The 15,603-nt window shown below is 52.2% G+C and carries 9 protein-coding genes; 7 read left to right on the forward strand and 2 right to left on the reverse strand.

Going from position 1 to position 15,603, the window contains the following annotated elements; translation table 11 throughout:
- The coding region (locus AB4Z33_RS22860; RefSeq protein ID WP_442052101.1) for a MarR family winged helix-turn-helix transcriptional regulator at positions 1–380 on the reverse strand (380 nt) is incomplete at its 3' end.
- Positions 381–545: 165 nt separating this feature from the next.
- Here AB4Z33_RS22860 and AB4Z33_RS22865 point away from each other — a divergent pair.
- Positions 546–1,427: an SDR family NAD(P)-dependent oxidoreductase gene (locus AB4Z33_RS22865; protein WP_442052102.1), complete on the forward strand. Its 882-nt coding sequence runs from the start codon at positions 546–548 to the stop codon at positions 1,425–1,427.
- A gap of 170 nt (positions 1,428–1,597) precedes the next feature.
- On the opposite strand, the gene AB4Z33_RS22870 is transcribed toward AB4Z33_RS22865, so the two are convergent.
- Entirely contained in the window at positions 1,598–3,136 is a 1,539-nt protein-coding gene (locus AB4Z33_RS22870; RefSeq protein WP_442052103.1) for a GNAT family N-acetyltransferase, read from the reverse strand.
- Between the two features lie 333 nt (positions 3,137–3,469).
- On the opposite strand from AB4Z33_RS22870, the gene AB4Z33_RS22875 reads away from it, so the two are divergent.
- The 6 genes from AB4Z33_RS22875 to AB4Z33_RS22900 are packed head-to-tail and all read left to right on the forward strand — an operon-like array spanning position 3,470 to position 15,575.
- A complete protein-coding gene (locus AB4Z33_RS22875; protein ID WP_442052104.1) occupies positions 3,470–5,221 on the forward strand; it encodes a sensor histidine kinase in 1,752 nt (583 codons plus the stop codon).
- A gap of 53 nt (positions 5,222–5,274) precedes the next feature.
- Positions 5,275–7,008, forward strand: coding sequence for a hypothetical protein (locus tag AB4Z33_RS22880; protein ID WP_442052105.1), 1,734 nt, complete (start codon positions 5,275–5,277; stop codon positions 7,006–7,008).
- Positions 7,002–10,142, forward strand: coding sequence for a glycoside hydrolase family 2 TIM barrel-domain containing protein (locus AB4Z33_RS22885; RefSeq protein ID WP_442052106.1), 3,141 nt, complete (start codon positions 7,002–7,004; stop codon positions 10,140–10,142). The genes AB4Z33_RS22880 and AB4Z33_RS22885 overlap by 7 nt, the downstream gene beginning before the upstream one ends.
- Before the next feature lie 24 nt (positions 10,143–10,166).
- Complete coding sequence (locus AB4Z33_RS22890) at positions 10,167–12,866, forward strand: family 78 glycoside hydrolase catalytic domain (RefSeq protein WP_442052107.1); 2,700 nt, start codon at positions 10,167–10,169, stop codon at positions 12,864–12,866.
- A gap of 38 nt (positions 12,867–12,904) precedes the next feature.
- Positions 12,905–14,170, forward strand: coding sequence for a ribulose-bisphosphate carboxylase large subunit family protein (locus tag AB4Z33_RS22895; RefSeq protein WP_442052108.1), 1,266 nt, complete (start codon positions 12,905–12,907; stop codon positions 14,168–14,170).
- Complete coding sequence (locus AB4Z33_RS22900; RefSeq protein ID WP_442052109.1) at positions 14,091–15,575, forward strand: four-carbon acid sugar kinase family protein; 1,485 nt, start codon at positions 14,091–14,093, stop codon at positions 15,573–15,575. Before AB4Z33_RS22895 ends, AB4Z33_RS22900 begins: the two co-directional genes overlap by 80 nt.
- Positions 15,576–15,603 lie beyond the last annotated feature (28 nt).

Consider the following 15,603-nt stretch of genomic DNA (forward strand, 5'->3'; position numbering starts at 1 on the left):
GGACCAACTAGCGCCTCTTCATTGGCAGACTCAACTGCAATGGACCGTAGCTCGGTCAGATCCGTGAGTGTAAGAAGTACCGCTCGACGGTCATTGGGAGAGCCTTCCCTAGTAACATAACCTAGAATCTCTAGTTGTTTGACGAGACGGCTGACCGAGCTACGGTCCATTGCAGTTGAGTCTGCCAATGAAGAGGCGCTAGTTGGTCCGTGGGAGTATAGCCAACGGATGATATGGAAAGCCGCAGGTTGTATTGAGGAATCGAAAAAGGCAGAAGTTCTGACATTTAGCGCATGTGAGGCGCTAATGAGGGCATTAATTTGTTCGCCAAGCCTAAGCTCCAGTTGTCCTCTTACCGTATCTTTGCGTTCAACATTCATTATCGTTACCACCTAACTTAGAATTTTCATAGAGATTCCATTCGTTATATAGTTGACATATATCAATCATCTATCTATAGTTGATATATATCAATTATATAAATCCGGTTATGAGATGTCAAAATGCTAAGCAACACAAGTATCCCATAATAAAGGAGAATGAAGATGACGGTATACGTAAATCCGAAAATAGTAATTACAGGCGCTACAAGTGGTTTGGGGCAACTCGTTGCACTTGAAATGGCTAATCGAGGGGCTCATCTTATCCTAACAGCGAGAAGTAAGAGTCGGGCGGAAGCAACTGAAAAAATGATAAAAGAGCGTGTACCTGCAGCCGAAATGAATTTTTTCTACGGGGACTTGTCCTCAATGAAGGATGTCAGACGATTAGGCCAAGAAATATCTGATGAATTTCCCAAGATAGACGTGTTATTGAACAACGCAGGCCTCCATGCTTTTGAACAGCGGGTAACTACAGACGGATTTGCTGAAATGATGGCTGTGAACTATTTTGCACCATGGTTATTGACTCATTCCTTACGACAATCTCTGCAAAAAGCGGGAAACGCAAAAATTGTTAATGTTGCTTCAGAAGCTTCTCGCCGTCACGGTGTACTTCAACTATCGGAGGATCTACTTGAAACATCTCCTTTTTCACATAGAGGTTCGTCAGAAATATACGGAAAAACCAAGCTGTTAAATATAATGTTTACTGCCGAACTTGCGCGTCAATGGGAAGGAACGGGAATATCCGTTCATGCCTTGAACCCGGGATTTAACGTTACTGGTCTAGGGAGAGAGCTTTGGTTTGCCTCTCTGCTTGAGCGTTTATTGAATTTCTTCCGTATTGGCGATCCCCGAAGAGGTGCTGATATTATAATTCGTCTAATGACCGATCCGAAGTATGAGGAAAGTTCAGGGGGATATTACAATGTTGGTACCGGTGATCCCATAAAACCCGTGCACCCTGGGGGAGAACTGGCGATGCAAAGTAGATTATGGGAGGACACAAGCAACATTCTTCGGCAGAAAGGCTTTTTGGGCTAGGCGAAGTCGTATTCCCTAAGCCCCATAATGAAAAAGAAGCACTACAACCTTCTGGTTGTGGTGCTTCTTTCCCGTTCCTATTCGGAACCAAAAAGCTTCATCCGATTGGATATCAGCGAGACTGTACTGAGCGGTTGCAACAGTTAGTAATTTCATAGGGCCTCCTCGATCTAGGAACGAATTTGCAACGTATAGATATCCGTCCGACGATCCTTGAACGTAAGGATGTCCGTCGATTTGCGATGCCGTTGCAAAATTTCCATATCCAGCTCAGCCATAATAACCGTTTCCGTGTTCTCGCTGCATTCGCCTGCGATCCCGTCTCGCGGGAAGGAGAAGTCAGCAGGCGTGTATACGCCTGATTGCGCATATTGAATGTCTACGTTATCTACGTGCGTGAGATTTCCAACAGTACCGGAAGTAACCGTAAACACTTGATTTTCTACAGCACGGGCTTGCGCGCAATATTTGACGCGAAGGAAGGCTTGCCTATCTTCCGCACAAAAAGGAACAAATATGATTTGGGCGCCTTCTTCGGCAACGATCCGCGAAATTTCCGGGTACTCGATGTCGCTGCTGAGCTGAATGGATATTTTACCGCAGTCGGTATCGAATACTTCCAGCTCCGATCCGCCGTTAATTCCCCACCATTTCCGCTCGTTCGGCGAAATATGCAGTTTGTACTGCTGCTCAATCGTACCGTCACGGCGGAACAAGTGGCCGACGTTATAAATACGATTGTTTTTTTCCACAAAATGAGAACCGCCGATAATATTTACATTATACTTAACGGCCAGTTCAGTGAACAATTCGATATATTGCTCCGTGAACGTGCTGAGCTTCCGAACGGCAAGGCTGGGCGAACGTTCATCCAGGAAGGAGAGCAGCTGCATGGTCACATTTTCCGGGAACACGGCAAAATCTGATTTGTAATCGGCAGAAACATCGACGTAATGCTCGCATTGCATCGCAAACTCTTCGAAGGAGTCGATTTTTTTCATCATGTACTGGATGACGCAAATTCGCACGGGAAAAGACAGCTTATAGTGTGTCTTGCTGTTGCTGGGTTTATAGTCGATATTGTTCCATTCGAGCAAAGCTGCAAAGTTTTTTGAATCTTTGTCATCGGACAAATAGTTCGTAATAATCCGCTTCAACGTGAAACCGTTCATCATTTGGAAGGTGAGCACAGGATCATAAATGTTCTGCTGCAGCACTTCTTCCGCATACTCTCTTGGCATCATTGCATCGCTATACTTGTGATATCCGGGAATTCGTCCGCCGACGATAATACTGCGCAGGTTCAGCATCTCGGCCAACCGTTTGCGCGCCTCATACAACCGCCTGCCAATTTTCATCCGGCGATAGTCGGGATGAACCATAACCTCCATGCCGTACAGATTCGCCCCGCGCGGATTATGGTTGCGAATGTAGCCTTTGTCCGTAATCTCCGAATACGTATGCTGCTCTAAATAATCGTCAAAATTGACGATAAGGCTGGAGCAAGAGCCAATAATATCGCCATCGAGCTCCACGCAAATTTGTCCTTCAGGGAAAATGCGGACATGGCTTTCCAATTGCTCTATTTTCCAAGGATCCATGTTCGGAAAACAGATATGCTGAAGTGCGATTATTTTCTCGAAATCCTCTGGTTCAATGTTGCGAATGATGACTTTCTTTTCAAATTGCGCTATCTGATTCGAAGTCATGTTTTCCTCTCCCTATTCAAGCCCAGTTTTCTACAGTATAGATGTGGTTAGTATGACCAGTATTATTGGAAAGTAAATGGAATGTAAAAAGTGGTGCGTAATGATTACGCTTACACACTTCTTAAAAATGTTCGCTCGTTTTTAAGTTTTCATCACTATTCATCTTAAAGCTGCGTCTATACAATAAAAATAAGTTCTCCTATTGTTGGCACCGAAGCAAGCTAATCTAGCGAAAGGTATGTTGTCTGCTATTGAAGATCACTCGTATAATAGTTGTAAAACGATTGAAAGCGCTTCAAATGAGGCTGCCGGATGCGAAGGAAGGCCGTTGCAATGAAGAATTTGAGGATCGTACAGAAAATGGCGCTTGGCTACCTGTTGCTCGTACTATTGCCGATTATTGTGTTCGGCGGTTACTTGTACAATCAGTTCTACATGGATGTAATGTCAGAATATTCGGAAGGTAAGCAGAAGCTGGTCATTCAAGCTGGCGATGGGTTCCGGTCAAGTCTGAACCAAGTGGAATCGATTCATGCTCTGTTCCTGAACAACCAGCAGTTGATCGATTATCTTAGCGGCTTTTACCATTCTGAATTGCAACATGTCTATAACTATCTCAAAGATATTCGTCCGCTGTTTATGTATGCGCAATCGCGCGATAACGAGATTTCGTCAATTAAACTGTACAAAACGATGCCCGAGGTCCACTCAGTGGTCGGCGAGCTTGAGGATCTGGACCAACTGGATGATAAGCCGCTAGCTCAACTGAACGAAGTTAACGTAGATGAAGGCGTCTGGCTGCGCCGAAGCGAAGCCGAAACCTCTGCGCTTCCGAACTTGAGCTACTACCAGCGTGTTTACAATAACAGCTATACGAAGCCGCTGGCCGTGCTGGAGATTGTGACGACTGATTCGCTGCTGCGCAATTTTCTCAAGGCGGTCGATGTCAATCAGAACATGCTAGTGCTGATTATGCAAGAAGGCGAAGCGGTGTACCATAGCGATGGGATAGAGCTGGACGATGAACAGACGGCAAGCTTGCTGGCTATGGCCGAAGAAAGCGATCGAGGCTACGCCTATTTGCGCAAGCAGAGGACGCTCGTCAACACGTTGTCCATTCCTGAGCTGTCCACGACGTTCTACTTCTTCAGTCAAATGGACGAAGTATTCGTCAACATCCGGACCAAGATGTTCATTCTCGCACTCTCGCTAGTGGTATCGCTGGTCGTGTTGACGGGGGTCTATTACGCGATGGCATCCTCTCTCGTTCGCCGAATTCTTGGTTTGGCAAAACATATGCGACAGGTGGACGAAAGCAAGCTAACCTATTACGAGGTTGGAAAGTCCAACGATGAAATCGACTTTCTGACGCGATCATACAATTCTCTTGTCCATCGCATTGACGAATTGTTGAATACGGTGCATAAAGCCGAGCTAATGAAGAAGGAGGCGGACTATCTTGTGCTGCAAGCTCAGATCAAGCCTCATTTTCTTTACAATACGCTTGAATCGATCCGAATGCTGGCAGAGATCAATAACGATCAGGAAGTGGTCGACGCGACATACACGTTTGGCAGGCTGCTTCGATATACGCTGAACTCAGGAGAAAACGAGACGATGCTGCAGCACGAAATCGATAATGTTCGGCATTATTTGGATATGCATAAGCTGCGCATGTTGGATCGGCTGCAGTTCTCCATTCAAGTTTTGGCGAATATCGACCATATCCGCTGTCCGCGGTTCATTCTGCAGCCGCTCGTGGAGAACTGCATCCAACACGGCATTGGGCGCAGCCGCAAGCGCGGGGTGATCGATATCGTCATCAGACGAGAAGAAGCGGAGCTCGTGATCATGATCGCCGACAACGGCCCTGGCATGCCGGAGGAACGTCTGGCCGTGATTCGAGGAGTGCTTGGAAATGAATTGGATCGTCAAGCTCTGCAGACCGAGAACTCCGGTTATGGCTTATACAATGTCAGCGAACGCATTCGCGCGTTCTACGGCGGTCATACGAGTCTGCATATCGATAGCCGCGAAGGAGAAGGCACGGTATATACCTTGAAGCTTACAGAACCGGAGAGATGAGGTTAGCGGAATCATCGTCCGTGGAGATATCTAATAAAGGAGTGGGAAAAGGGATGGAACAACATCAAAGAAACCTTATACCGGATACGTTAATGCTGGAGGAACGGGCGGCTCATGCGATCAACGCGATAATCGGCATGGCTGACCAGGACCATGGCTATATTCCATTTTTCAGCGCGGACTTGACGCATAAGCCCGCCTATATGGTTCATGGCGATTGGGATTACGGCTCCTCTCACGGGAGAATGGTGGACGGATTGATTCTGGCAAGACATATGTCCGGCGAGACGTTCGGCAAGGAGGTTGAGGAACGGTATCGCGCGAACCTGCTGTCGTTCTTCAAGGAGGACGGCATGAACTACCGGCAAAAGAATCCGAACCATAATTGGGAGCCGAACGCGAATCTGATCGACCAACGTGCCGTTATACTGTCGCTGACGAGCTGGTACATGGAGTCGGGAGATCCGAAGGTGAAGGAAGCGGCGGATAAGCACGTGGCCGCGCTGAAGCAGATCGCTGTGAAGGAACGGGACGTCTGGTATTATCCCGCCTCCGAATACAAGGAGTCGGGCTGGCCGTCGGCGAACGGCGTACAGCTTAGACTGGCGCCGGATCCGGCTGCCTTCTGCGGAAGGCTCGTCATGCCGCTGCTGAAATACTACGAGCTGACGGGCAACGAGGATGCTTATGAGCTTTGTCAGTTCTTCACCGCGCTCATTATGGAGCGGAGCGGCGTCTTCAACGAGGACGGCAGCTTTAACGATTCGCTGGCCTATCGGAGCGGGCACTTCCATACCCGGCTTGGGACGCTGGACGCGATTGCGCGCTTCGGCATGCATTCGGGCAATGCGGCGATGATCGCTTGGGTGAAGAAGTGTTACGATTGGGCGCTAACCAAATGCACGGCGTTCGGCTGGACGCCGGGCGATCTGCACGAGCAGGCCTACGAGCATGAGACGTGCTCGCTTGTCGACTTGATCGCTTGCGGCATTACGCTGGCGAAGAGCGGCTATGTCGAGTATTGGGGTATTGTCGAGCGGTTTCTGCGCAACCATCTTGCTGAATCGCAGCTGCTCGATCTCGACTGGGTAGAGCAGACGGACGATAAGTCGAATGATATTGCTGCGGACAAATCTTTCTATAAAGTGGCCGATCGTACTCGAGGTTCATTCGCGGGTTATTCCGCACCGAATGATTTCGTAAGCGATGTCATCGAAGGACGGGGGCATACGAGCGACCTGCAAATTTGCTGTCTCGGCTCGGGCACGCGCGGCTTGTTCATGGGATGGAGCAACACCATTACGGAGAAGAACGGTACCGTCAGTGTCAACTTTCTGCTGAATCGCGGCTCGAAGTGGCTCGACGTTAGCAGCTATATGCCTCATGAAGGCAAAGTCGTGCTTAACGTTCGTTCAGACATTTCACGTCTTCTGATCCGGATTCCGGAGTGGGCCGGATTTACGAAGATCAGGTACAGTCGCGAGCGGGACGGGGCCGTGACCGAGGGCAAAGGCAGCGAAGCGAGCAGTTGGGTCAACCGTCACTTCCTCGCGCTGGGCCCGGCTGCCGCAGGGGAAACCATTACGGTCACATTCCCTCTGAGCTATCGCAAGACATTGGAGAATGCGGTCGGCCAAACGTTCGAGACGCAGTGGCGCGGCGACGATGTCGTGGGCATAACGCCAACGGGAACGAAGAAGCCTTTGTATAGCGGACGCAAGGTGTTCGAACAGGCGCCGATGCGCGAGGGTGATTATCGTCGATTGGATAAAGAATTCGTATGGTAGATTTGCATGATTATGAAAATTTGAACGTGCTGCAGCTGAATACCGTTCGTGCTAGGGCCGCTGCGATTCCGTTCGAGAATGAACAGGCGGCTTTGGCGAATGATCGTTCAGCCTCCCCCTTTTATCGGAGTCTGAACGGAGACTGGAAGTTTAACTATTCGGAGAACCCATTCGATGCGCCAGAGCGGTTTTACGAAGAAACATTTTCCTGCGAGGCGTGGGATACGCTCCCGGTTCCGTCGAATTGGCAGTTGCACGGCTACGGCGTGCCCTTGTACAGCAGCAGCAAGTATCCGTTCCCGGTTGACCCGCCGTTCATTCCGAAAATGAATCCGACGGGCTGTTATGCGCAATGGTTTCATTTCCCGAGCAGTTGGATCGACAGATCCGTTATTCTCGCGTTCGACGGCGTGGATGCCGCTTTTCATTTGTGGGTAAATGGAGCGGAAGTCGGATTCGGTCAAGGCAGCCATAATCGGATGGAATTCGATATTACGCCTTATGTCCGCCCTGGGGAGAACAAGCTGGCGGTTCGCGTTTATCAATGGTCGACAGGCAGCTATCTGGAGGATCAAGACAAATGGCGGCTGAGCGGGATATTCCGGGATGTTTATCTGCTATCCGTTCCCATCGTGCATATGGTAGACGTCCGCATTAGGACCAAGCTCGACGAGACGTACCGAGAAGGGGTGCTTGAGCTTGACATCACCTTAACGAATCGATCCGACCAATTGGGAGAGGATTACGGCCTTCATGCGGTTTTGTTCGGACCGTCGCAGGAACAGCTTGACAGCAGATCGCTTGCCGCCGCATCGCCCGGTCCTCGTGAGGAAGTTGTCGTCCATGCAGAGCTTCCGGTCAGCGCCCCAGAGTTGTGGACGGCTGAGCAGCCTGCTCTTTACTCGCTCCTGCTGACATTGACCGATGCGGAGGGGAAGGTAGCTGAAGTGCATCGTTACACGGTCGGCTTCCGGGACGTGAACGTGAAGGGCGGTCGGCTGCTCGTCAATGGCAAGCCGGTCATCCTTCGCGGAGTGAACCGCAATGAGTTCGATCCTGAGCTCGGCCATGTGACGACGATGGAGGCGATGGTTCGCGACATTACGCTGATGAAGCAGCATAACATTAATACTGTTCGTTGCTCTCATTATCCGAACGACGAGCGCTGGCTCGATCTGTGCGATCAATATGGGCTGTACGTCATCGACGAAGCGGATTTGGAGACGCACGGCTGCGTATTTCTCGGAGAGATCAGCCGCTGGATCAACAATCCCGACGAGAAGACCGCCTACGAAAGCGCTCTGGCTGAGGATCCCGAGTGGAAGGAGGCGTTCCTGGATCGGATGGTTCGGCTGGTGGAGCGGGATAAGAACCACCCTTCCGTCATCGTCTGGTCTCTTGGAAACGAGTCGGGCTATGGGGGCAATCACGACGCCATGGCTGCATGGACGAGAGCGGCGGATCCGACACGTCCGATTCATTACGAACGGGCTAAGGATGCGTCGATTGTCGACATCATCAGCTCCATGTATCCTTCGGTAGATATGCTGGTTGCTGAAGGGGAGAAAGAGGAGACGCGACCGTATCTCATGGTCGAATTCGGGCATGCGATGGGCAATGCTCTCGGCAATCAGAAGGAATACTGGGATACCGTTTACCGTTACCCTCGGCTATGCGGCGGTTTGATTTGGGAATGGACGGATCTCTCGATTCGCCGCCGAGTAAGTGACGGCAGCCTCCAATACGCTTATGGCGGCGACTTCGGAGATATGCCTCATAGCGGCCACTTCTGCATCGACGGCTTGTTGTTCCCTGACCGCAGCCCTAAGCCGGCCTTAATCGAATTCAAGAAGGCGATTGAACCGGTCACCGTTCATCCGGTGCTGCCGGAGCATGGCGTTTTACGGATCGGCAATCGTTACGATATGGTAGCGCTTTCGCATCTTGMCGTCCATTGGCGTATGTATTGCGACGGCATTGCGCTGGAGGAGGGGGAGCTTGCGCCTCTGCATATTCCGGCCGGCGGCGAGGAACTCGTCACGATCCCTTACCGGACGCGGCCGGCGGATGGGTGCGGCGAATATTGGCTGCATGTCAGCTTCATCCTGCGCGAGCGAACGGCTTGGGCGCAGGCAGGCCACGAGGTGGCGTGGGCCGACGTGCCGCTGAACCATTCGGCTTGTTCGGAGTCTGCTGATGCCGATACGCATACACCCGCCGGACTGTTCGCGACGGAGAACGATCGAATTATTCGCGTCGACGGCGATGGCTTCACATTGACGTTCGACAAGCTGATCGGCGAAATAACCGCCTGGAATTATAAAGGCGTATCTGTGCTCGCGCAAGGACCTCGCGTCAATCTGTGGAGGGCGCCGATCGACAACGATGTCCATTTGGCTAAGCAGTGGCGTGATGCAGGTTATCATGAGCTCAACGCCTATGTCCGCAGAGTCGAGTCATGGCCGCTAGAAGACGACTCAGCGGTTCAGATCAAGACGGAGTCCATGCTCGGCGTTCAAGGTTCACGGCCACTATTTCAAGTGGAGCAGCTATATACGATATACAGCAACGGGGAAGTGATGATGGAGAACGAGCTTCAACCTCTGAAGGAAGGGCTGCCGCCTCTGCCGCGAGCCGGTATTCGGTTCACGATGCCGAAGCGATTCGACCGTTTCTCCTGGTTCGGCCGAGGTCCGCATGAATGTTACGCCGACCGCAAAGTCAGCGGGAAGCTTGGCGTGTACGAAGGGACAATCGATGAGCAGTTCGTGCCCTATATCAAGCCGCAAGAGAGCGGAAGCAAGGCTGACGTACGCTGGGCCGCAATCGCGGACGTCGACGGCGTTGGACTGCTTATTGCGGGAGCGGGGATGCCGCTCGGGCAAGTTGGCGCAAACCGATACGGGACCAAAGCCTTGAGCGAGGCCAAACATCATTCTGACCTGATCGATCTGGGCGAAGTGGAAATCAATGCGGATTGGAAACAATCGGGTATTGGCAATCATAGCTGCGGTTATGCTCCGACCTTGCCGTCTTATCTGCTTGCCTCGGAATCGACGGAATTTACGGTTCGACTGAAGCCGTTCCTAGACGACGAGTCTCGAGCGAACGCAATCGGACATCTACATCTTTAATAGAAGAAGGAGGTCAATGTGGCCATGCGAATTACAAATTGTAAAACCGAATACGAACATAATCCAATCGGTATAGATGTGCTGGCTCCCCGCCTTTTCTGGCGGCTGGAATCGGATGAGCGGGGCGCGAAGCAGCAGGCGTATCAAGTGCTGGTCTCGTCCTCCCGCGACAAGCTCGATCGCGGCGAAGCGGATAGGTGGGACAGCGGCAAGGTGGAGTCTCGCAGCTCGGTGCACGTTGTTTACGCCGGACAATCGCTTCAATCGGAGAGAGAGTATTGGTGGAAGGTTCGAGTTTGGGATAACCGGGATCATATATCAGAATGGAGCGAGCCTTCTTACTGGACGATGGGACTGTTGTCTCGCGGGGAGTGGAAGGCGAAGTGGATCGGCAGAAAGCCGCAGCTTGGACCCGGAACTGCGCCGGATTTGCAGCCCTCACCGTTTTTGCGCAAATCATTTGCAATTCGTTCTGCTGTCCGCCGCGCCGTTGTGTATGCTACGGCGCTGGGCGTGTTCCGGCTGACGGTCAACGGAGAGGAAGTTGGACATCTATTCGCTCCGGGTTGGACAGATTACGATACACGTGTTCAAGTTCAGACCTATGATATTACGGACAGCTTGCAACCGGGAGAGAACGCGTTCGGCGTCATCCTCGGTGACGGCTGGTATGCGGGAACCGTCGGATTTCTCGGCAACCGTGTTTATGGCGAGCGGCCGTTTCTTCTCTTGCAGGCAAGCATCGAATATGAGGATGGCAGCAGGGAGCTTGTGGTTTCGGATGGCTCCTGGCAAACGACGGCAGGACCTATCCGCTATTCCGATATGATAATGGGCGAATCGTATGACGCGAGGCTGGAGATGGACGGATGGGATCGGCCGAACTTCAACGCCGCTTCATGGGAGGCTCCGGACATCCGTTCGGGCTACAATGGTCAGCTCACAGCGACGATGGAACCACCGATTCGCATCACACAGACCGTTAAGCCGATATCCGTTCGAAGAACGGAAACCGGTTCGTACATCTTCGATATGGGCCAGAACATGGTCGGCTGGACCGAAGTGAGCGTCCAAGGCGCGCGAGGCACACGAATTACGCTAAGTCATGCGGAGATATTGAATCCGGACGGCACGCTGTATCTGGATAACCTCAGGCTGGCCGTTCAGCAGGATCATTACGTGTTGAAGGGCGAGGGCGAGGAGCGGTACGAACCGCACTTTACATTCCACGGCTTTCGTTACGTAGAGCTGGTCGGCTATCCGGGAGAACCGGATCTGACGACCATCATGGGGAAAGTGATTCACTCCGACACCCCGGTGACGGGAAGTTTGGAAACGTCCGACCCTATGGTCAACCAGCTGTATTCTAATATTACTTGGGGGCAGCGCGGTAATTTTCTATCCGTTCCGACGGATTGCCCGCAGCGGGACGAAAGGCTTGGCTGGACCGGAGATGCCCAAATATTCGCTAGGACGGCCTCTTATAACATGGACGTATCACGTTTCTTCACGAAATTCATGTGGGATATGATCGACTGCCAGCAGCCGTCGGGCGCTTTCACGGACGTTGCCCCCGATGCCGGATGGATTCGCCATAAGATGTGGAACACGCGGCTGAACTGGTTTGCGCCGGACAACGCCGGCTGGGGCGACGCGGGAGTGATCATCCCATGGACGCTGTACCTCATGTACGGGGATATGCGTATTCTTGAAACTCACTACGATGCGATGGCGCGATGGGTGGACTATCTGAAGCATAACAGCAATGAATTGATTCGTCCCGATTACGCCAACTATGGGGATTGGTTGTCGATCCAGGCGGATACGCCGAACGAGGTGCTAGCGACTGCTTATTTTGCATACAGCACGAAGCTGATGGGGTTGATCGCCGGAACGCTTAACAAAACCGAGGATCAACTTCGTTACGAATCATTGTTCGGCGATATCGCGGTGGCATTCCGTAACGCGTTCGTGTCGAATGAAGGAGTTATCAAGGGAGATACGCAGACCGTTTATGTGCTTGCGCTTCAGTTCGGCTTGTTGACGGAAGAGTTGAAGGCCAAAGCGATACGCCGTCTGACTGACAATATCAGCGAGCGGGGAGACCGCTTGTCCACCGGCTTTCTCGGCGTAGGTTACCTGCTGCCGGCACTTACCGACAGCGGAGAGCTTGGTGTCGCCTATAAGCTGCTTACTCAAGAGGCGTTCCCGTCATGGATGTATTCGATCAAGCACGGCGCGACAACGATCTGGGAACGTTGGGACGGTTGGACGGAGGATAATGGTTTCCAGACGCCTTCGATGAATTCATTCAATCACTATTCGCTCGGCTCGGTGGGGGAGTGGATGTTCCGTTACATGGCGGGCATCGAAGCGGATAGGACGGAGCCGGGCTTCCGCCATATGTTAATCAAGCCTAGACCGGGCGGACAGCTGACGCATGTCAAAGCCTCCTATGAGTCACTTTACGGCATCATACATGTCGGTTGGGAGCTAATAGACGGAGCAGAGCTGCGTCTAGAGATCGAAGTGCCTGCGAATACGACCGCGACCGTTCACGTTCCGGGAAGCAGTGCGCGCGTAGACGGCAACGATCCATCAGCTTTAGCCCCGGGTGAAGGCTGCGAATTACTTGGAGAGCAAGCCGAAGGCTTCCAGTTCCGCGTCGGCTCCGGCCGATTCGTATTTACAAGCGCATTCATTCCCCTTGCAGCAGGTGTTTAGTAGAATTTCTTTCATTATGAAGACGGGAGTGAAACCGTATGGATCAACAGCGTGTTACTGCAACATATATGGTAGAAACGCCATTTCCATTGGAACAAGCTGCGATGATCATTGCAGGCGAGCAATCCACGGGAACTTTCACGCATGTACCGGGCGAAACGGATCGTTTGAAGAAAGAGCATGGCGCCATCGTAGAGCATATTGAATGGCTGGAAGACCATGACACGCCGGGCTTGCCGGGAGTGGTGCTGCCTTCCAATCATAACGGCAACTATCATCGCGGACGTATTGTTATTTCATTTCCGCTTCATAACTTCGGACCGTCCATTCCTAATTTAATGTCGGCGATCGCGGGCAACTTGTATGAATTGCAGCAACTGTCCGGATTGCGCTTGCTTGACATCCAATTGCCGGAAGCGTTCGCAACACGTTATGCGGGACCCAAATTCGGCATAGAAGGAACGCGCAGGCTGCTCGATGTGTACGATCGTCCGATTCTAGGCACCATTGTGAAGCCTAGCATCGGGTTGACTATCGAAGAGCTGGCGCAAATGGTAGAGAATCTTGCTAGAGCAGGATTGGACTTCATCAAAGACGATGAGCTTAACGCCGATCCGCCATATGCTCCGCTCCGCCAGAAAGTTGCAGCCGTGACGGCAGCGATCGAGCGGGCGGCAGATGCGACAGGCAAGAAGCTCATGTACGCCTTCAATATTACAGGCGACTGGGATGAGCTTCGCAGGAATCATGATCTTGTCGTCGGGTGCGGCGGCAATTGCGTGATGGTCAGCATATTGAGTGTAGGCCTGGCCGGTCTCGCTCATCTGAACAGCTACAGCGAGGTGCCGATTCACGGACACCGCAACCAGTGGGGAATGATGACCCGCTCGCCGCATCTGGGCATGGAATTCACAGCATACCAGAAGCTATGCCGCCTGGCGGGCGCTGATCATCTTCATGTGAACGGCCTGGATGGCAAGTTCTACGAAAGCAACGAATCGGTCACGCGCTCGATCAAGGCTTGCACTGCGCCGCTTCTAGGCGGGTACAAGGCGATGCCGGTCATTTCTTCAGGGCAATGGGCGGGAACGGCCCATGCTACTTATGACGCTACAAGAACGGTGGACGTGATGCATTTGGCCGGGGGCGGAATGCTGGCACATCCGGATGGCGCGGCTGCAGGCTTCGAGAGCATGAAGCTGGCATGGGAAGCGGCTGTGGCCAATGTACCATTGGAACAATGCGCGGAGCAGCACCAAGTCGTGCAGCGGGCAATCGACAAATTCGGAAGAGCAGGTCAATAAGCGCATGAAGCAGCGATCGGAACGCAGACCTTTACTTAGCTATTACGGCGACGATTTCACAGGCTCGACGGACGTGCTGGAAACGCTGTTTCAAGCAGGTGTCGATGCCGGTTTATTTTTACTCCCTCCGACTTCAGAGCAGCTTAATGGCCAGTTTTCGGATTTGGCCGCATTTGGGGTAGCCGGAATCAGCAGATCGTTGTCGCCGGAGGAAATGGAACTTCAATTAACTCCCATCTTCAAGCAGCTTCATGCCGCCAACACGGCTATTGTCCATTACAAAATATGTTCCACATTTGATTCATCTCCCCAAATAGGAAGCATCGGCAAGGCGGCCGAGCTTGGCCGCGGCCTATTCGGAGGACGTTTTATTCCACTGCTTGCTGGGGCTCCGCATTTGCGGCGTTTCACTCTATTCGGCCATCATTTCGCTGCGGCCCGAGAGCAGATTCACCGGCTTGACCGCCATCCAACGATGTCGAGGCATCCGATTACACCAATGGAGGAATCCGATCTGCGCTTGCATCTGCAGAAGCAGACCTCGCTTCGGATATCGCTGATGGATATTGTAGCGCTTGAAGGTTCCTATGAAACGGTGCGTACGAATTTGGAGCAGCTGCTTCGGGAGGAGCGGCCGGATATTATTATATTCGACGCGTTTGATGCCAAGCGGATGGAAACCGTCGGTCGCCTTATTTGGGAAGAAGCCGAAGCATCGGAAGAGCCGCTGTTCGTCATAGGCTCATCCGGGGTGGAGCAGGCTCTTGCCGCGCATTGGCAAACAGCCGGAATCGTGAAGACTGAACAGGATACGCAATATGAAGCACAGGATGCAGAAGGACAAGGACAAGGACAAGTGCTTGTCCTGTCGGGAAGCTGCTCGCCCGTGACTGCCAAGCAATTAAGCTATGCGTTTGCACACGGTTTTTGCGGAATTCGTCTGCCTGTATCCCAGCTTATCGATCCTTCTTCGGGCGAGACTGCGATCGCCGCCGTGCGTGAACAGGCAATGAATCTGCTGAAAACGGGAAAAAGCGTGATTATGTATACGGCGAGCGGACCCGACGATCCGGATGTAGCCAGTACGAGGGAGAGACTCGCTCAGCTCGGCATCAAGTCGGAAGAAAGCAGCAGAAGGCTCGGACCTGTGCTGGGCATGCTGGCCACCTGGCTTATCGAAGCCTGTGGTTTGAACAAGCTGGTCATTGCCGGCGGCGATACATCCGGTTATATCGTGAAGGAGCTTGATGTGGATGCGCTGGGATGCGACTCCTTGTTCGAGACAGGCAGTCCAATATGCCAAGTTCATGCCAAAGGCCGGGCAATAGACGGGCTGAAGCTTATATTAAAAGGCGGTCAAGTGGGCGGGGAATCGTACTTTGTCCGCGCGCAGCACGAAATTTGAACCCGAGAGCTACCAGTAAAAATAGGAT

The organism is Paenibacillus sp. 2TAB19 (genome assembly GCF_052115185.1).
Classification (GTDB): Bacteria; Bacillota; Bacilli; order Paenibacillales; family Paenibacillaceae; genus Pristimantibacillus.

Bases quoted from the DNA above. Each gene is read 5' to 3' on its own strand.
- AB4Z33_RS22880 (WP_442052105.1), top strand. From the start codon at position 5,275: ATGGAACAACATCAAAGAAACCTTATACCGGATACGTTAATGCTGGAG.
- AB4Z33_RS22870 (WP_442052103.1), bottom strand. From the start codon at position 3,136: ATGACTTCGAATCAGATAGCGCAATTTGAAAAGAAAGTCATCATTCGC.
- AB4Z33_RS22875 (WP_442052104.1), top strand. From the start codon at position 3,470: ATGAAGAATTTGAGGATCGTACAGAAAATGGCGCTTGGCTACCTGTTG.
- AB4Z33_RS22890 (WP_442052107.1), top strand. From the start codon at position 10,167: ATGCGAATTACAAATTGTAAAACCGAATACGAACATAATCCAATCGGT.
- AB4Z33_RS22895 (WP_442052108.1), top strand. From the start codon at position 12,905: ATGGATCAACAGCGTGTTACTGCAACATATATGGTAGAAACGCCATTT.
- AB4Z33_RS22865 (WP_442052102.1), top strand. From the start codon at position 546: ATGACGGTATACGTAAATCCGAAAATAGTAATTACAGGCGCTACAAGT.
- AB4Z33_RS22900 (WP_442052109.1), top strand. From the start codon at position 14,091: ATGTACCATTGGAACAATGCGCGGAGCAGCACCAAGTCGTGCAGCGGG.